16 protein-coding genes are annotated in these 18,192 nt (G+C 63.1%); 5 read left to right on the top strand and 11 right to left on the bottom strand.

Going from position 1 to position 18,192, the window contains the following annotated elements:
- Window positions 1–11 precede the first annotated feature (11 nt).
- From ACGFNJ_RS34520 to ACGFNJ_RS34485, 8 genes are all read right to left on the bottom strand, one after another.
- The gene (locus ACGFNJ_RS34520; protein ID WP_393458100.1) at window positions 12–1,253 is read right to left on the bottom strand and encodes a pentapeptide repeat-containing protein; all 1,242 of its coding nucleotides are present in this window, start codon (window positions 1,251–1,253) and stop codon (window positions 12–14) included.
- 73 nt (window positions 1,254–1,326) lie between these two features.
- Complete coding sequence (locus ACGFNJ_RS34515) at window positions 1,327–2,328, bottom strand: pentapeptide repeat-containing protein (RefSeq protein ID WP_393458097.1); 1,002 nt, start codon at window positions 2,326–2,328, stop codon at window positions 1,327–1,329.
- A gap of 206 nt (window positions 2,329–2,534) precedes the next feature.
- Window positions 2,535–4,022, bottom strand: coding sequence for a pentapeptide repeat-containing protein (locus tag ACGFNJ_RS34510; RefSeq protein ID WP_393458094.1), 1,488 nt, complete (start codon window positions 4,020–4,022; stop codon window positions 2,535–2,537).
- 808 nt (window positions 4,023–4,830) lie between these two features.
- Window positions 4,831–5,022, bottom strand: a complete 192-nt coding sequence (locus ACGFNJ_RS34505) for a YegP family protein (protein WP_393458091.1) — start codon at window positions 5,020–5,022, stop codon at window positions 4,831–4,833.
- Window positions 5,023–5,243: 221 nt separating this feature from the next.
- On the bottom strand, window positions 5,244–7,715 hold the full coding sequence (locus ACGFNJ_RS34500; protein ID WP_393458088.1) for a UvrD-helicase domain-containing protein: 2,472 nt from the start codon (window positions 7,713–7,715) through the stop codon (window positions 5,244–5,246).
- Window positions 7,715–8,986 (bottom strand): competence protein CoiA family protein, encoded by a 1,272-nt coding sequence (locus ACGFNJ_RS34495; protein WP_393458085.1) that lies wholly within the window; start codon window positions 8,984–8,986, stop codon window positions 7,715–7,717. Before ACGFNJ_RS34495 ends, ACGFNJ_RS34500 begins: the two co-directional genes overlap by 1 nt.
- 299 nt (window positions 8,987–9,285) lie before the next feature.
- Entirely contained in the window at window positions 9,286–9,849 is a 564-nt protein-coding gene (locus tag ACGFNJ_RS34490; RefSeq protein ID WP_393458082.1) for a restriction endonuclease, read from the bottom strand.
- A 72-nt stretch (window positions 9,850–9,921) separates the two neighbouring features.
- Window positions 9,922–10,881 (bottom strand): hypothetical protein, encoded by a 960-nt coding sequence (locus tag ACGFNJ_RS34485; RefSeq protein ID WP_393458079.1) that lies wholly within the window; start codon window positions 10,879–10,881, stop codon window positions 9,922–9,924.
- 848 nt (window positions 10,882–11,729) lie between these two features.
- Between ACGFNJ_RS34485 and ACGFNJ_RS34480 the strand changes: the two genes are divergently transcribed.
- Genes ACGFNJ_RS34480 through ACGFNJ_RS34460 form a run of 5 tightly spaced genes read left to right on the top strand, consistent with a single transcriptional unit; the run spans window position 11,730 to window position 14,609 of the window.
- On the top strand, window positions 11,730–12,050 hold the full coding sequence (locus ACGFNJ_RS34480; protein WP_393458076.1) for a WXG100 family type VII secretion target: 321 nt from the start codon (window positions 11,730–11,732) through the stop codon (window positions 12,048–12,050).
- Window positions 12,047–12,343: a WXG100 family type VII secretion target gene (locus tag ACGFNJ_RS34475; RefSeq protein WP_393458073.1), complete on the top strand. Its 297-nt coding sequence runs from the start codon at window positions 12,047–12,049 to the stop codon at window positions 12,341–12,343. Before ACGFNJ_RS34480 ends, ACGFNJ_RS34475 begins: the two co-directional genes overlap by 4 nt.
- Window positions 12,344–13,762, top strand: coding sequence for a GH-E family nuclease (locus ACGFNJ_RS34470; protein WP_393458070.1), 1,419 nt, complete (start codon window positions 12,344–12,346; stop codon window positions 13,760–13,762). It abuts the gene before it with no gap.
- Window positions 13,763–14,182 carry an ankyrin repeat domain-containing protein gene (locus ACGFNJ_RS34465; protein WP_393458066.1) on the top strand — a complete coding sequence of 140 codons (420 nt, stop codon included), beginning with the start codon at window positions 13,763–13,765 and terminating at the stop codon, window positions 14,180–14,182.
- Window positions 14,175–14,609: a YbaB/EbfC family nucleoid-associated protein gene (locus tag ACGFNJ_RS34460; protein ID WP_393458063.1), complete on the top strand. Its 435-nt coding sequence runs from the start codon at window positions 14,175–14,177 to the stop codon at window positions 14,607–14,609. Before ACGFNJ_RS34465 ends, ACGFNJ_RS34460 begins: the two co-directional genes overlap by 8 nt.
- A gap of 218 nt (window positions 14,610–14,827) precedes the next feature.
- Here the strand turns inward: ACGFNJ_RS34460 and ACGFNJ_RS34455 are convergent, their stop codons facing one another.
- The 3 genes from ACGFNJ_RS34455 to ACGFNJ_RS34445 form a co-directional block, all read right to left on the bottom strand.
- Window positions 14,828–15,640: an SAM-dependent methyltransferase gene (locus ACGFNJ_RS34455; RefSeq protein ID WP_393458060.1), complete on the bottom strand. Its 813-nt coding sequence runs from the start codon at window positions 15,638–15,640 to the stop codon at window positions 14,828–14,830.
- A gap of 418 nt (window positions 15,641–16,058) precedes the next feature.
- Window positions 16,059–16,208 carry a hypothetical protein gene (locus tag ACGFNJ_RS34450; protein WP_393458057.1) on the bottom strand — a complete coding sequence of 50 codons (150 nt, stop codon included), beginning with the start codon at window positions 16,206–16,208 and terminating at the stop codon, window positions 16,059–16,061.
- Between the two features lie 363 nt (window positions 16,209–16,571).
- Complete coding sequence (locus ACGFNJ_RS34445) at window positions 16,572–17,408, bottom strand: helix-turn-helix domain-containing protein (RefSeq protein ID WP_393458490.1); 837 nt, start codon at window positions 17,406–17,408, stop codon at window positions 16,572–16,574.
- Window positions 17,409–18,192: the final 784 nt, after the last annotated feature.

The following is an 18,192-nucleotide window of genomic DNA, read 5'->3' as shown; positions in this document are numbered from 1 at the left end:
GCTCGTGATGCTCAGCTTGGGCTGTCCAGTTTCGCGCCGGTCAGGTCTACGCCGGTTAGGTTTGCCAAGCTCAGATTCGCGCCGTTTAGGTCCGCGCCGGTTAGATCCGCGCCCAGCAGGTTCGCGCCGGTCAAGTCCGCGCCGTTCAAATCCGCAACGTGTAGGAACGCACCGGTCAGGTCCGTGTTGATCAGCGTCGCGCCGTTCAGTTTCGCGAAGCCCAGCTGCGCACCGGTCAGGTTCGCCTTCATCAGGTTCGCGCCTTCCAGGTCCGCGCGGTACATGAACGCACCGTTCAGGTTCGCACTGTTCAGGTACGCACCGGTCAGGGTTGCGCCGTTCAGGTCCGCTTCGACCAGGATCGCACGGAACAGGTGAGTGTCGTCCAGTTTCGCGCCGGTCAGCCTCGCGCCGGTTAGTTTCGCGTCTTTTAGGTCCGCGCTGCGCAGGTCGGCGTCGTTCAGGTCGGCGCCGTTCAGGTCCGCGCTACCCAGGTCCGCGTTAGTCAGGTCCGCGCCGGCAAGCTTCGCGTTGCTCAGGTCAACGTCGGGCAGGTGGAGATCGGCGAGATTCATCCCCCAGAAGACGCAGTTCGGCAGTGATGCCTGATGCAGGCTGATGACGGTGGCGGCCCAGGATTTCGGATGCTCGGCGGGCAGGCGGCGACGTTCGGTGAGGATCGCCACGATGGTCTGACGGATCTCGCGTTCGGACAGATCCGGCTTATCGGGGTCGTCGCCTTCAGGAATCGGGACACGCAGATACCACTGAAGCAGGTTGATGCAGACCTGCCGTTCGTCGTCCTCATCGGAAGCGTGCCAGTCGTCGGCGAGCGCAGTCAGCGCGTAAACGCCCGCTTGCCGGATTGCAGCAGACTCATGGGCGATCTGCGCAGTGACGGCGGTGTAGCGATCCCTTAGAACCGACTCCTTCGTATGACGCGAGTCTTCCCGGTGGCGCTCGCGCTCGCGTTCCATGTCGGCCTTGTGATGAGCCTCGGTTTGGGCGCGGCTGTGTTGACCGTTGAGGTAGGCCAAGGTGCCCGCGGCGAGTACGCCCGCGCCGCCGAGCAACGTCGCGAGCGGTTGCCCGAAGGTGGGCGAGACCCCAGCCAGCACAGCGGCGCCGAAGCCCGCGCCGCCAGCACCTGCCAGCGCGAGCCCGGACCAGATCGATCGACGATGGGTCACGCCCCACCTCCGGACCAGATTCCCGGCGGCCGGCGTGGTGACTGGCTTCTCCCCCTCGGACATGGGAAGACGGTACAGCTCAGATGATTTCAGCATCACGACAATCCGGCAGGTCAGACACGATCGTTGTCGGAGGTCAGGGCTGAGGAAGCGGCGGCGGAGTGAACCCATCCGGCCACCGCGTGAACTCGTTGTACTTGACTCCTGACAACTGAGTATCGGTCAGGTTCGCGCGGGTCAGTTTCGCAGCGGTCAGGTTCGCGCGGGTCAGGTTCGCGTTGGACAGGTCCGCACGAGACAGGTCCGCGCCGGTCAGGTCCGCGTCGGTGAGGTTCGCGTCGGTGAGGTTCGCGTGGGTCAGGTCCGCGCTGGTCAGGTCCGCGTCGGTCAGGTCCGCGTGGGTCAGCCCCGCGTGGGTCAGGTCCGCGTGGGTCAGGTCCGCGTGGGTCAGGTCCGCGCCGATCAGGTCCGCGCGGGTCAGGTTCGTGCTGACCAGGTCCGCGCGGGTCAGGTCCGAGTAGCTCAGGTTCGCGCGGGTCAGGTCCGAGTAGCTCAGGTCCGCGCCGGTCAGGTCCGCTCCCGACAGGTTGAGATCCGCGAGACCGTCGTAGCCAAGGGTGCAGTTCGGCAGCGATACCTGATTCAGGCTGACAGCGGTGGCAACCCAGGATTTCGGATGCTCGGCTGGCCGGTGGCGGCGTTCGGTCAGGATCGCGACGATAGTCTGGCGGATCTCGCGTTCGGACAGATCCGGCTTATCGGGATCATCGCCAACGGGAAACGGAACACGCAGGTACCACTGGAGCAGGTTGATGCAGACCTGCCGTTCATCGTCCTCGCCGAAGGCATGCCAGTCGTCGGCGAGCGCGGTCAGCGCATAGATGCCCGCCTGCCTAATCGCTGCGGACTCGTCGGCGATCTGCGAGGCGATGGCGGTGTAGCGGTCACGCAGCGCCGACTCCTTCGTGTGACGGGAGTCAATTTTGTGATGAGCTTCGGTTTGTGCGCGGCTGTGTTGGCCGTTGAAGTAGGCCAGGAGGCCAGCGGAAAGCACGCCAGCACCGGCGAGGAACGTCGCGAGCGGCTGCGAAAACTCGGCGGGAACTCCGAAGAACAGGGCTGCGCCGAATCCCGCCACCAGAGCACCGGTTACTACCAGTGCCAGATTGGCCCACAGCGAGCCCCGCCACCAGACGACGAATTGGCCGACTCGACCTCCAGGAACATCTCCAGGGGTCGTCTCAGTTACCGGAGTCTCCCCTTCGGACATGGGAAGACGGTACAGCGCAGGCGATTTCAGTGTCAGGATAATCCGGCAGGCCAGCCAACGATCGTTACTGGAGGTCAGGACTCGCGTTGTGGTGGAGTAAACCCCTCCGGCCACCGCGTGTTCTCACCATAGACAACACCGTCCAGGTTCGCGCCGTTCAGGTGCGCGCCGTTCAGGTCCGCGTTGTGCAGGTTTGCGCCGGTCAGGTCCGCGCCATCGAGGTGCGCGCCGCGCAGGTCCGCGTTTTCGAGGTGCGCGCGGGTCAGGTTTGCGCCGCTCAGGTCCGCGCCCTTGAGGTGCGCGCGGGTCAGGTTTGCGGCGGTCAGGTCCACGCGGAAGAGGTTTGCGCTGCGCAGATTCGCGTCAGTCAGGTCGGCGCCATTCAGGTGGGCGTCGAATAGCGACGTACTGTCCAGATCCGCCCTGTGCAGGTCCGCGCTCTGCAGGTCCGCGCGATGCAGGTCCGCACCTCCCAGGCTTGCGCCTCCCAGGTCCGCGCGTCCCAGCCGCGCGCCATCCAGCTTCGCGCCGATCAGCGTCGCGTCGACCAGGATCGCGTCCGTCAGGTCCGCACCATCCAGGCTCGCGCTATCCAGGTTCGCGCCGCTCAGATCCGCGTCGACCATGTCCGCGCCGATCAGGTCCGCTTTGGACAGCGTCGCACCGACTATGTCCGCGCCGTGCAGATCCGCGCCGTGTAGATCTGTGCCGGTCATGTCGGTTCCGTGCAGATTCGCGCTGTGAAGGTACGCGCCGTCCATGTTCGCGCCAGTCAGGTCCGCGCTGCGCAGATCCGCGCCTCCCAGGTTCGCGCCGTGCAGATCGAATTTGGTGAGGTCGAATTTAGTAAGAACGCAATTGGGCAAGGAGACATGGTGGAGGTCGATGGCGGTAGTCGACCAGGATTTCGGGTCGTCGGGCGGCCGATGGCGGCGTTGGGTGAGGATTCCGACGATGGTTTGCCGGATTTCCCGTTCGGACAGGGTTGGTGGCTCGTCTTCGCCCGGCTGGGGGAATGGGACGCGGAGGTACCACTGGAGCAGGTTGATGCAGACCTGTCGTTCATCGTCCTCGCCGAAGGCATGCCAGTCGTCGGCGAGAGCGGTCAGCGCGTAGACGCCCGCTTGCCGGATCGCAGCGGAGTCGTCGGCGATCTGGCCAGCGATGGCGGTGTAGCGGTCACGCAGGGTCGAGACCTGTTCTCGGCGAGAGTCTTCCGCGTGCCGTTCGCGCTCACGATCCATGTCGGCCTGGTGCCGTTCGCGTTCGCGCTTCGTATCTAATTCATGTTGTCGTTTGGTGAGATCGCGGGTGCGTTCGCCGTTGACGTAGGCGAGGACACCAGCGCTCAGCGCGCCGGCCCCAGCGAGGAATGTCGCGAGCGGCTGCGAAAACCCAGCCTGCACACCGAACAACAGGGCCACAATGAACCCCGCAACGCCACCACCGACCGTCGTGCTGGCTAGGCCGATCAACAGCGATCGGCTCCGTATTAAAACCAGCCCTGGATCACGGCTCTCCACCGCGGCCGTCTCGGTCGTCGCCTTCTCCACCTCGGACACAGCAAAACGCTACAGCCCAGACGATTCCGCGTTACGGCAATCTGGCAGGCCAGACCATTCTCTTACCGGAGGTCAGTGTCGATATCCGTGAGTAGATGTCCGTAGTGCTGTGTGCTCGGTGGAGTCGCATGCTTCGTGACTGTGATATATGACACGGGAGTAGGGCGGCAAGTGCCCGACGTGACCAATGGAGTTCAAGTCCACGGTCCTCGACGGCCCTGGGCATCGCTGCGGAGGTCCAGGCGTTAGGTTTGAACCATTTGGTCTGGTCTGATCAACAGCAGGGTTGCCACACCCATGTGCACAGTTCGGATGCGCTGGATCGGATACTCTTGCCCGCGAACCGGTTCCCCGCTTGAGTTTGGGGCCGGGCTCGCATCCTCGCCAAGGGACGCGGCATCAATTCAGTGCATCGTTCGGATGACCTGAAGCCGCGTCCTGGGAGAGGAGGTTGATAGGTCGATGCCGAAGAAGCGGAAGAAGCATCGAGACAAGGCAAAGGCCCCGGTCTACTTGGCGGTATACCCCGAGGCCCTTGTCATCTGTGTGGTCCGGTTGCTAGCACTGCTCTGGATTGGGCAGCTCTTCATGTGACCGCTAGGGCGGGTGGTCCTCGTTGGCGCGAGGGCCACCCGTTCCGTGTCAAGTCAGCTACGGATCATCGTACGTCCAATGCGCCCATATGGGCGTCCCGGGGACCCATATGGGCACCAGGGACGCCCATTACGGTCCCCCAGGCGCGCTAATTCAGCCCCGGTGTCGACACCCGGAAAGCGCACAGCCGGACCGAGCTCGCGGATCGTACGCGCTAGACCCCGGCCATCGGTTGGTCGACTATCTCTGCGATTGGGGCGTTCTTCTTGATGGACTCGATGCCGTTTCGGCACGCGGCCTTGGACTCGTAGGCTTCGCCGACTGCAATGATTTCGCCGTTGGCGGCCTTCAGTCGGAAGCGATACTTGTTGGCCTTGTCTTGGTAGATCTCGAACTTCGCAGCCATCCCAGTTACCTCAGCTCTTGTTGACTGGATAACGCCTGACCACCCGACGCTAAGTGATCCGCGAGCACATCAATCGGCAAAACTGGCATCTGGTTATCGAACAGCAATCAATCGGCTGCGTCGTCGCACCTACACGTCGAATCCGGTGATCCTTACCCGGTCCCCTCCGGGCGAAGACCGGGACTGGTTCGCCGTGCGGTGCAGTCGGCATTGTGCCTGTTTCAGAATCCGGGTTCGTGGTGGCGAAGCACGCTGGAGCGGTTGAGATCATGTATCGGTGTTTGATGACGGTGCCAGAGGTCGATAAGGGCCTGGTGGCCGAAATCGCGTATGTAGGCGACTTCATCGTCGACGAGAGGCCACAGGGTCGTCAGCTGGATGAGCGGCTGGTGAGAGACGTCCCGGACGGTGTTTGACTCGGCGCCGAAGTACGGATGATGCCAAGCAAGGATCCCGAAGATGTTCGTGCCGCCGATCAGCGGGGTCTTATCGATCATCCGATGCCCGGGGCTTAGCAGGTAAGACTTGACAAGGACTGTCATCGCTGTGATGTCCAGCAGCGCTCGAGCTAAGGCGAGTTGGTCACTATCGGCGGTGAGCACAATCTCTGTGTCAGGCGCTGGGGTGCAGAACCGCAAACCGGTCGTGGCGACAGTAACGATCGGGTGCGTTCGATGGCTACACACCAGGACGGTGTAGCCGCTGGTGTTTCCTGAGATGTCACGCGATTCAATGCGGTCGACGACCGGCCCAGCATGCCGGTGTAAGTGATCGGCGAGTTCCTTTGCGGCTGGCAGGGCGTCGTACACGGTTGGTGAATCGGTAGTCCTTGTGGCTGCTGGATATGCAGCCGAAGGCCTCGCTACGGCAGTTGTTGCCACGCGTTGGTGTTTGACTGCCGCAGCCTTACGGTGTGGCAGGTAGTTATCGATCCAGGCCAGTCCTGTGCGGTCGAGTCGGAGTTTCGCGCGGGTGACTGCGACGTAGGCGAGCATCGCATCTTCGCGCGGTATCGGTCCGGGGTGTCCGTCGTCATCGGGTAGTGGTTCGCGGTAGTCCTCGGCGATGGTGACCGTATTCCATTCTCGGCCTTTGCTTTTGTGGGCAGTGGAGATCACGACATCGGCGTCGTCTTCGTTGTCGGCGAGTCCGGTGACGGTGTGCAGGATCTTTTCGACGCCGTGTTCGTCGATGAGGTCGACGAAGGGTTTGAGGTCTCGTCCGCCGGTCTCGTTGTCGACGTAGTCTTGCAACTCGCCCCAGGATCTGAACGCGAACAGCTCCCGGTGGTCGGTGCGTCCCTGTGTCTTCAGTTGGTGCGCGGCTTTGGCGAGTGCCTTGATCGCCGCACCGCCACCGACCAAAGCTGGATGTCGGCCGGTCTGGAGGGCTTGCATCACCTGTTTGACGGCTTCGGCGTTGGTTCGACACAGGACGGCATCGGGTCGCTTCAACCGTCCGACAGCGGAATCCAGCGACTGGTTACCGATGACTCGCAGGTCGGCACCGAGCACGCTGAGCCACCGGTTGGCCTCATCGGCTATCGCTTGCCCGAAGCGCCAGGACTGACGCAGCGTCAGCCGAACCGGAGCGTCCCATCCCTCGAGGACATCGACTGCGCCTCGCCACGCATAGAGCTGTTGGTTGGAGTCACCGACCAGAATCTGTTGCCCGTCTTGGGCGGCGATCACCGCGGCGAGAGCGGGATTGGTGTCCTGGGCTTCGTCGAGCATGACGACGTCGAAACCCAGAGCGGGTTTCGTCAGAGCCCACATCTTGAAGTAGTAGTCGTGGTCGAACTGCAAGCGGCCCTCGACATCACGGATATCCGCCCATGCGCTGCGGGCGTGGGGGAGGACGACGTCGGTGAGGAAGGTGTGCTCGTCTACCCGGTCGATACCCACTTGCCAGGGGACATGATGACCGTTGATCTCCTCGTCTGAGGACTGGCAATACCGTTTGACTGTCTCCATCGCGATCCTGGCCAAGTCGCGCGGTAGCAGGACAGTGGAGGTGAGCTCGATACTTCCGCCGATGTTGAGGATTCGAGCCTGTTCATGGGCTCGTTGTCGCTGCCCGTTGCTGACGCGGCGCTGGTACTTCTTGATGTAGGCGCCAGCGAGCGCGTGGGAGGTCGAGCAGCGCACCTGACTGGGGAACCGGCCCTTCGCCTCTATCGCGATGGCCTTGTTATAGGCGATGTAGGCCACCTTCTTCCCGACCAAGGCATGGCCGACCATGACCAGAGTGCTTGTCTTGCCCGCACCAGCACCTGCTTGAACGACCATGTTCTGCTGTGACCGCGCCGCGTCGATAACTCTCTGCTGCTCGTTGGTCGGCTTGTGCTCGGTGCCTGACCTACTCGCGCGTGCAGGAGTTGGTGGCTGATCGGGTCGAGGGTTGCCGGCGGGAGCTTGAGCATCTTTGCGTAACTGTGGATAGGAGGTATAACCGAGATCGCGCATCTCGTAGGCATGCCCACAGCCGGCGCAGACGAGAGCGGTGTAACGCAACGCTGTACCGTTGCGTTCGAAAGGTTTTCGAACCACACGCAGTGGCGCGTGGCCGTTCGGGCAATCCATCGACAGGGACTCTTCGTAGGTCCAGCCTGCTTCGGCCATTCGGTCAGCCGCGAGCGTGCACTCCTGAATTCCCCAGGACCGCGCCAGTTCCGGAACCGTGCCATCAGCCACTACGCGCCCCTCCTGATCAGTCCGCCCCTCGGCTGGCTGGACCGGCTCGCCGAAAACTCAAGATAGCCCGTCGCACCGACATCCAACCGGCGTTCGACCGCGCTCTGCGGCGGCGAGCAAGGCTCGATAGCTCCCGGATCGAGATCGGGCGCGAATACCTGGCCGCACCCAGTGCAGCGCACCGCTCGTGGCTTGGTCCGCGGTAGCAGCAGGCTAGGAGCGTCGCGGTAATCGATGATGTGACCTGCAGCGTGCAGAGCGTTCTGCAAGGTGATCCATCTCAGATGTGCATGAGCGGCCGGGTCGAGGGTCTCCGCCGTAGGGCAGTGGTTTCCGCGGTCGGCGGCGTGCGTGGTGGGCGGCGTCGACCCAGGAGCTGGTGATGAGTCGGTCGGCGGATGCTGACGCGAACGAAGCCGATCGAGTACTTCCTCGACGGTTTGTCTGCGGCGTCGTGCTTGGTCTTGCTCTTCGGCCAGCTGATGCAGTAGCTCTGTTGGAATCGAGATGCCTTGCCGTGTCAGCACAAGCTGACTCAACGGGTACGTGTAGGGAACAAGCTCATCGCCGAGACAGGGTGGGAGATGTTGCACTTGCTGGGCAATGTCGTGATCGGATGCGGCGAGCCGGTTTCGATGCGGCGCGCCGACCATCACCGTGACGGCCTCGTGCAAGGGATCCAGAGTCCACAACTGCTGCGGGTGCCCAGTGCTGGTGAGGACCGACCAGGCGGTCGGGATGTCCGGGTGCCACAACCACACGTCCACGACGCCATCTCGCTCGTAGTCACGATGGCGGCTGATCCAGTCGGCATCAGTTATCCGATAGCCCTGGGCTTCCAGCCCAACCTGGCTGCCGTCGTTGAACCTGACGCGCACGTCGGCTCGCCGCGCACGGTTCGGCAGCCACACCTCGGTACCGACATCAACGACACCCGGCTGCATCCGAGCCCACACGGCGAGAGACATCTTGCTCATCAGATGCCACACCGACTCCGGTTCATGCTGACCCCCAGCAGGCCCCATGCCAGGTGGGTGCGCGAAATGCGGACGGCGCTCACCACCGATCCTGCCCTTCACGACCACCGGCACCCTGGTCGCCGGTGGTGCCCCGATGCCCGCGTAACACAACGCGCACACCAATGTCTGGTCGCCGGTGTAGCTCTTGGTCCGCAACTCGTCCATGCTCGGTTCAGCAGGATTGGTTGGCGCACAGAGATACTCGTGCCGCGCAAGGTCGAGCGCGACGGTGAGGTTGTCGTAGGAACGCACCTCGAACACCCTTCTCGGAATAGGCGGAAGCCATCCCGGCAGCGCCAAGCGCGCACAGGAAAGCCATTGCGAGACTGCGCTATTCGACTTAAGAGGGGTATGTGTATGAGATCCGGCTGAATATTTATATGAGGAGAGCTAGTTCGCTCTAACAAGATTCAGTTACGTTTAGCGCCGGGAGATTCGAGGTTCATGAGTTCAACTACTATGTGCAGCCCCGCGTTGATCCTACGACAACTCCAAGTCGATGTCGACAGTCGTATCCGGCGGTGACCACGCGGCAGGCCACCGTGCCGATCTCAGTCCCATGGTGCTGGGCCTGTCCTTGAGTCCCACGCTGCGAGGGCTTTTGCTGCCATGAGCAGGATTCCGGCTTTGTCTGCATAGGCTCGTGCGTGGGGGGTGAACGTGTGGGCGGTCGTCACCACCGCTGCGACGTCGGCGCCATGGATGGTGCGCGCGGTCCCGCCGAATCGTTGCACGTCCTGGCTGCCTACGCTGCGCGCATGGCGGTACCGCTTGGCCTGCAACACGATACGACGCCCATCCGGTGCTCGTGCGATCACATCGGCACCCAGATCACCCGAACCGCCGACCATCTGGACCTGTGTGCAGCCATCGCGTCGACACAAAGCCGCCAACGCCTGCTCGAACTCCAGAGGACTCAACGCATTCTGTCGCAACGCTGACAGTACGTGCGCGTCATCACGAGTTCGAACCACGCGACGGTGCCGCACCGCCAGCGCCACAGCGCCGACCCCGGCCACCGCCACGCACACCGCAGCCACAACCAGCGCAGCGGTGTGCGCTTCGACGAAACGCGCAATTCCCGGCACGACAGCGAACGCTGCCGCTCCCGCCATGAATACCAGCGCAGCCGAACCTTGCGCCCGGCTACGACTGCGACGTCGGCCTCCCATCAGCTCCTTCTCCTTTCAGCAGCCGGATTGAAACGGATAGCAGCCCGCCGGGACCCGCTGAGCCGGAGCCTGTTTCGTCTGCTCCGGCTCGACTGCCGGTGCAGGCGGTAACTCTTCCTGGCTAGCGGAGACCTGAGTTGGCTGCTGGGTCGTATCGGGCCGGGCAGCTGGATGGTGCGGCTTGGTAGCCAGTGCGAGCCCGATCGCAACGACGACAGCCCCGGCCGCAGCCGCATATAGCGGGCGCCTGCCTCGTCGCTGGGGCGGCACGGTCAGGGAAGGCGCAGGCATCGGCGACGGTGCCGAGCGGGGCTCGCGGAAGCGATCGGCGGCAGGTATCACTGTGCGCGGCATGGGATCCAGCTGCGCCGCTGCGGTGGGTGGCGGTGTAACCGGCGGTGGCGGTGGTGTCGGTAGGGATACCGGCCGTGGCGGGGGCGTCGGCTGGGGCAGCGGCGGACGCGGCGCTGCGGGGCGGGGCCTTGTAATCGGGATGGCCGCCTTTCCTGTGTCCTTCTTGGGCAGCTTGATCTGGCCGCGCGCGATGATCACTTGCTCGATCTGGGTCTTTTCATGCCGGATAAGCGTGGTTCGACCGGTGCGGTACCAGTCGTGATAGTGGCCCACCCCGCCATGGTTTTCGCCAGCGCAGGCGCAGACACACCGCCACACCGTGTAGGGGCTGGCGTTTTGGCATTTGGTGTCGCACTGCATCGTCTTGGAGATCTCGAACTGCATCTCGATCTCACCGAACCTGTCGGCCATCGCCGAGGCTAAGGGCAACAAGTGCTGCGGACTGATCTTCCATGCAGTTCGGTTGTTGCGTTGCACTCGTGTGAGTTGGACCCGTTTCCCGAGTTTCGCCGCGAGCCAGGTCCGGTTCGTGGTGCCTTCGAACGGTAGATACGCATACAGCTCAGGTTTGCTCGTGGTTCCGGGCGCGATCGCGCGTTCCACCCAGGCGCGTGCCGACATCTGTAATCCCCCTTCGGGTTCCGGCGCTCGTAGCGCCGGGTTGAGAATCAGGTTTCGGCACAGTGTGGAACGCGACACCGACACGATTCGCGGTGATCATGACGACAGGCGTGACACCGTGACGGCTCACCGTCATGATCAAGAACTTTCTTCGCGTCTGCGGCGGCGGTAGTCACGCTGTCGGCAGGCCGGCGAGCAATGGCGCGCATCAGCGCGCAGATTCCGGCCACCAGGAAAGATTCGCTCACCACAACCAGGACAGACGACGCCAGCACCAAGGGCATCGACGGCGCCGAACCTCTTGCGTGCCCGATAACCTCTGGCAACGCACGCCGGAGAACAGTAGCGGCGCAGGCGATGAGCGTCACGAGGAAGCAGCGCATGACACGCAAGGCACATGCGAGGTCCGGACCGGCGGGCCATGACGCCATTGTCCCGGCGTTGATAGAGCGAGGAATGCTATTCGACTCAGGGGACCGCGTGCTCTGAGCTCCGGACGGGTAGACGTGGCGGTGTGCAGGTTCACACTGCGTCCCATCACGGGCCGGTGAGAGCCTTCAACAGATCGCCTGATTCCCGTTCGCTCGTATCCGAGCGGTCGCGTACTGCGGGCAGCGTCGCCGAATCGAGCACCACAAAGCAAGCGCGCCTGCACCGCGCCCCAGTCCGAGCCGCCGTTGCGCGACGATCCGTTCACCGACGAAGACCGAGTCCACGCTCAGGAGACCTGCGAGGCTTGGCTCCACCTAGAAGTAGCTCGCCGTCCCAGAGGCCGCAACCAGCGAGGGCTGCCATCAGGGTCGGCGTCTTATAGTCATAGGCGGTGGACACTACGGAGGGGAGTCGCAGTGGCGGGAGAGCTTCAGGTCGAAGTCGACCGGCTACGCGAGGCCGCGCGCTTCGCCGCTGACCGAGCGTCGGCGATCCGTGCTGAGTTGAAGCGGCTCGATGACACGATCGGCAAGGAGCTGCTTGTCGATGGCTGGCAGGGGCGCGCGGCCAGCGCCTATGACGAGTCGTGGGTGGAGTGGAAACACGGTGCGGAAACGATCATCGCTGCGCTGGAGGAATCGTCGGTCAACCTAGCCGAAGCAGCAACCCAGTACGAATCCCGCGACACTACGAACAGCGACGCGATCACCGGGCTGGTAGGGCTGGACCTGCCGTGACCAGCGCTGACCGATACCGGGTCGACCTCGAGCAACTCGATGCCGCGATCGAGACAATGGCGACCTTCGGCCGCACGGTCGAGGACTGGTTGGGTGATGTCGACCGCCACATCGCTGACCTGCATCTGACGTGGTCGAGCACGGCGGCCACCGCGCAACAGGTCGCGCACGAGAAGTGGACCGCGGGGGTGAACGAGATGCGCGAGAACCTCGACGAACTCCGGCAGGTCGCGCGCACAGCGCACGAAAACTATAGTGCCGCAATCGAAACCAACACCAAGATGTGGCCCTAGATGGCACCGGTGGAAGTCGACCCGCAAGGATTCGCCAAGGCCGCAACCGAATACGAGCGCGTGCACAACACGCTCACCTTCGATATCGACACGTTGACGAAGAACCTGGCCAAAGGCGGCGGCAGCGCCGGTACCGACAATGCCGGTCACAAGTGGACCAACGACTACGACCCCGCCGCCTGGAATACCGTTGACGCACTGGGGGATCTAGCCCTTGCGGTGGGTCAGATGCATGACCTGCTGCAGTTCACCGCCGCCAACCACGCCAACGCGAACTCCCAATCCGCACCCGAACCGAACCCGAACGACCTGGTCTTCCCGCCCGGAACGCTAAAGGTCTACCAACCCCCGGAACCACCGGCCGCCTACGGAGGCAGCGACCCAGAGCCGACCGGCTGGGACCTGGTAAAAGGCGCCGTCGAGGGTGAGCTGTGGCCCAATGGACACCCCGACAAGCTGCGCCAGATGGGCGCGTCGTGGCGCGACATGGCCAACGGCCTGCGCTTCATCGTCGGCATGCTGGCCGCGCCCCGCAGCTTGATCGAGGCTCAGCAAAGCCCCGAAACCCTGCAGGCGCTCGAACAGGCCGACATCGTAAAAGCCGAATTCGAGTCCCTCGCCGGGGTGTGCGATGAACTCGGCAAAGCCTGTGCGTCCTATGCCGATTCGATCGAACAGACCAAGAACGCGGTCAAACGAGCCCTGATCGAGCTCCTCGCGCTCGTCGCCATGGACCAGGCATTCGGATGGATAGCCGCGCCATTCACCCTCGGTGGATCCGCTCTTGCCGCCCAGGGCGGCATGGCCGTCGCGATCACCATCTACGGCGCACGCATCGCCACCAGCATCCGCGCCCTGGTCGGGATGGCCGAGGTCGCGCGCGTCCCGGTCGCGGTGTCCCAAGCGATCGCCCGCGGCAGCGAAGCACTGATCCCTCTGCTTCGGGCAAGGCCCGCTCTGGCCGGCGCCGACGGGGCGGTCGCGCCCGGACCGTTCACGTCGTGGTCGCGGCTTCGCCGTCCAGGACTGTGGGAGGACACCAAGCGAAAGATCATCGACAACACCGACAAGTGGCGAAGACCTGGCGATACCACCGAGGACTTCTATACCGTCAAGTCCGAGCCCGACATCAAGGTGCCGATCGAGAAGAACTACGACAACCACCCCGAGATCACCCAGCTCCCCAAAGACCCCAAGGGGCAGTACTACCTCGACGAAGCCAACCAGGTCCGGTATCCGGTCAAACCCAGCTGGGACTTCGGCCACAACAGCGGATATGAGAACCGAAGGCTCATCGGCGATGCCCAAGACAAGGGCTGGACTCAGGAACAGTTGACCAAGCAGGTCAACGATCACCCCGAATGGTTCCACGTCGAGGACATGACCGGGAACCGAAGCGGCCGAAGGGAACAGAAGTAGATGACCCAACGAGACGAATGGGGCCGGACCCCACTGCACTACGTGGCACTCGAAGGCGACCTCGACGCCATCGAACGCCTACTCGCTAATGAAGACGTCAACGTCCGCGACGACGATGACTGGACCCCGCTGCACTTCGCCGCGCAAAACGCCCATCCCAAAGCGGTCGAACGACTCCTCGACGCCGGGGCGGACATCGACGCACTGACCGAGAAAGGGATGCCCGCGATCTATTGGGCAGCCACCGCAACCACTGGCGACCCTGTGGCCACCATCCGGATCCTGCGTGCACGTGGTGCCGACCCTCGCCGGGAATCGATCAAAACCTACTTCGGCCTCAAGAGTCCGCTGCATTTCATCAAGGAAACCACCAACAAGCCTCACATCCGAGCCGAGTTCGCGGACCTGATCGATGAGTGAGCACGTCGACGTCGACGCCGCGCTCGCCGAGATCAAAGCCAAGTCCGACCAGGTAAGCACAGCGCTCGCCGGTATCCGCGGCGTCGGCATCGCAGGCAATGGCGCGATCACCGCGACCGTAGACTCCGCCGGGCACCTCCGTGACCTAAAACTGACTAAGGAAGCCTTTCGGTCCGGAAACCGTCTCGCAGCCATGATCCTCCAGGCCACCGCAGCCGCCGAAAAAGACGCAGCGGCGAAAGCCAAGACCGCGATGCGCCCCCTCGCCAACGACCACCGCGTCCTGGCTGGAGTCCGAACTGCCCGAGCAGTATTCGGACAAAGCCAACCCCGACGCGTCGTTCCCGGGACGATGACTAAGGAGCAAATCCAGGCGGCCGACGACGCCTACTTCGAGCAGCGGAACAGGAACGGGTGGACCGATTGACGCGCCGTTAGGTTCAGATGACCATCCGCCGACAATGCCGTTGGTGGCTATAGAACTGTCAGCAGATAGTCGGCACTGACGATCCGTGCCCGCAAGTAGTCCAGTCCGCCCGGGACTGTCCAGAAGCGGTTCAGTTGATGTTTGTAGAAACGGATCAGCTGGCAGTTATGGGACAGCCGATCGGCGTCCGAGAATTGCTCCTGCTCACGTCGGCTGCGTCAGGGTTTGCGGCAGATGGCAGCGTCCATGATCATTCGAGTTTCTGGCAGGTCGGGGCGCAGCCACTGCTGTACCGGCACCACACCGGGTTCGAGCACCTCGAAGCCGGCGAGGAATGACTCGGTCTGTGCGGGGGGTCGGAAGGTGACTTGGGCTGAGGAGCCGCGGGTGGCTTCTAGCACTTTGAGTATCTCCGGGGAGGAATCGAGGGAGCCGTGCGTGATCGCCAGGTAGCTGCCTGGTGCCATCTGATCGCGGAAGGCGGCGATGATGTCAGCCGGGTGTTCGTCGTCCATCACGTAGTGCAGCACACCCAGCATCGTGATAGCCACTGGCTCGGCGAAGTCGATCAGCGCTTGGTTCTTGAGCTGATCGAGGATTTCGTCAGGACGGCGAATGTCACCGAGAAGTGCTGTGACACCGTGTGGTTTGGTCAGCAGCGCGTCGCAATGGGTGTAGACGACCGGGTCGTAGTCGACATACACCACCCGCGCTGATGGCTGGGTCTCCCGCGCCGCCTCGTGCACGTTGGGTGAGGTCGGGATACCCGAGCCCAGGTCGATGAACTGTCGGATACCGGCATCCGTGGCCATCTGGACCGCCTTGAGCATGAAACCCCGGACGAACCAGACCAAGGACTTGAGTTCCGGTGCCTGAGAAAGCATTTCGTTACCGACCTCGCGGTCGGTCTCTTGATTGTCCTTACCGCCTAACAGGTAGTCATACACCCGCGCAGAGTTCGGCTGCTCGGCGTTGAACGGTTGCGGCGCTCGGTCGTCATGCGCCACAGGCCCCTCAGTTTCCTCGACCACAAGAGAAACGGTATCTGATCGCCACCTCGGACGGGTGCCGATCCGGAGATCTGCCGTCCGGATGTATGTGGGTTGCCCGAACGAGGCCGCCGATTCGCCCGCCCAACGTCACTTGCTCGCGTCGTCGATGAACTCTGTTCCAGCGCAACAGAATCCGATACCCACAGCAGGTCGCGCACTTACATCGGACTGCCGTTTGCTGATCAGGCTCGGACGAGTGCGGGCACTCGTCGCGAACGAACTTATTTCAGACAAGGCCCTGGCGGACACAGTCACGCTCCCATGCGGCGGCATTGGGCCTCGTCGAGCTCTTCACTCGAGCATGCCCACGATGCTCAGGATCATCGCGGTCAAGAACCAGCAGATGACGATCCGTCCGCCGGGCAGGCGGGTTCGCGCAGTCGCTAATGTCGGTCCCTCAGGGGTTGAGCAGGTCGAACCCTGAATCGAGGTTCGCTACGGCGGTGCGGCCATTGTCGGTAAGGGCGTAGACGGTGTCGGCGCGGCCGGTGCCGATGACGACGTATCCGGCATCGCCACCGACGCGGGTGACATTCACAGCGAACACACCAGCAGCACTACCACCGCCGCAACGGTGAGCGTCGCCACGCACACAACGAAACGTACGAGCGCGCTCCAGCCGTCCATGGCTTTGCGTACTGTCTTTCCGATTTCTGGCCACATTATCGTCCTCCATTCATTCCGATGGTCTTGGGAACCGCTGCAAATCAAGGCAATTCGCCAGTCATCGCCGTTGGGTACGTCTGATTGAGCATGTGCGGACGTGCCCGGAACTGGCCGACTCCGACGAGACGTCGGGTGCCCCGCTGGTAGCGGGAAGCGCCCTGGCCTGAATGATCAGCTGTGTCGGCCGATCAGCGGTCGCAGGGTTACGCCTCGGGTAGACATGTTTGCGGCACCCGAGTCCCGTTCAGCCTCTCGGCTTTTCTGCGTCATTCTTGAGCGCCCGCAGCCGGGGTACGGCGGCGCTCGGGCGTGCGGCCATAAGGGCGAGCTGCTCGGCGATGAGCAGATAACGGTCGACGTCCTTCCTGTCCCCCATGTAGAGGGTGCTGGTCGGTTGCGAGATGCATACGACGTCGGGCAGTCGCCGGTCCGTGAAGCGTATGTACATGAAAGCGTGACCGACGACCGCTGGGCCGCAGGCTGCATCTCCCACGATGTGAATCCTGATGTTCTCTGCCTCGAGCATCTGCTCGAGGTGGTCTATCTGCTTGCGCCACACCGTGGTACCGCCGATCGGGCGACGTAGCGCGCTCTCCTCGACAACGATCCACAGAAAGGGCGGCTCGGCGCTCGCGAGGATCTCCTGCCGTCGTAGCCGGACCTCGAGCAGCCACTCGATCTTGTCGCCGGAGTAACCCGGGTACCTCAATCGGAGTGCAGCCCGGGCGTACTCGGCGGTTTGGAGAAGTTCAGGGACGACCGCGGGTTCGTAACAGCGGATCGTGCGTGCGGCCGACTCGAGGTTGAAAAGTTCGAACCCTTTCGGGAGGAAATCGCTGTCGCGGTGCCACCAGCCAGGCCGGGTACCGAGCTGTACCAGTGACAGGTACTTCTCATGCTCGTGGGTATCGGTGATGCCGTAGTACGTCAGCAGGCGGATCAGGCCGCGGCGGTCGAGGCTCGACCATGCTCCGGATTCGATCCGGCTGATCGTCGATGCCGACATGCGTGTCTCCTCGCCGACGTATTCCTGAGTCCGGCCCAGGTCCTTGCGTAGCTGTTGAAGTCGTAAGCCGAGCATTCTTCGTAGAACGAAGGGCACATCTCCAGTGCACGTGCTGCCCCGAACTGCGGTCAGCTCTGCGACTTTGCGGCTTCCATCAGGGTTCACACGACGAGTCTCGCACTCCGCTCGACGAAATGCACTTGCAGATGTGCGTGCAAATGAGCGCACGGATGGCCTTGGCGGAGGCGAACATCATCACCTGCCGGTGATCGGTTGCTCAGCAGGGCATTTGACCCGAGGTCGCCCGGATCTGTGTGGGGGGCTCAGCTAATTTCGGCGTACGCGAGGCGTACGCGTTCGCGGAAGGACGAGTGAGCGCGACGATCAGGCAGGTGTGATGAATCCGCACCCATCCACGCCAGGTCGGTGCGCGAATCCATGGTGGTCACCTTGCGCCCAACCAGGTGACTGTTCGGATACGGGCGGTGCCGGGGATTGGAAGTGGTCCTCGGCACCGCTGCTAGTTGATCGCATAAACCGGCGGAGCTACGGCTTCCTACCGTGTCACCTGGCGAATTCCAAGGCATGTACACCTCGGACAAAGCTGTCCCACTTCGAATCTCGCACTCGAACGGTTATGTCGTCCGAGACCCGCGCGTCAGCCTGGCGCAACAGTCCGCTACAGGTCGAAGTTCCCCAGGGAACGTCATACAGATGAGCGCGGTTCCAGCGGGCACCTTGATGTCTGCCTATGTCCACATCGCGCGGTCCACGTAGCGCGTCCGGTAAGGGAGGCCGAAGCTGTTGCGCACTACCAAAACCGCTCGTGGCACTGTACCGGCGGTCAACGTGATCGTCG

The organism is Nocardia sp. NPDC049149 (assembly GCF_043197455.1).
Lineage (GTDB): Bacteria > Actinomycetota > Actinomycetes > Mycobacteriales > Mycobacteriaceae > Nocardia.
The sequence above is the reverse complement of the archived record's forward strand: the minus strand, read 5'-3'. Positions and strand labels throughout refer to the sequence as shown.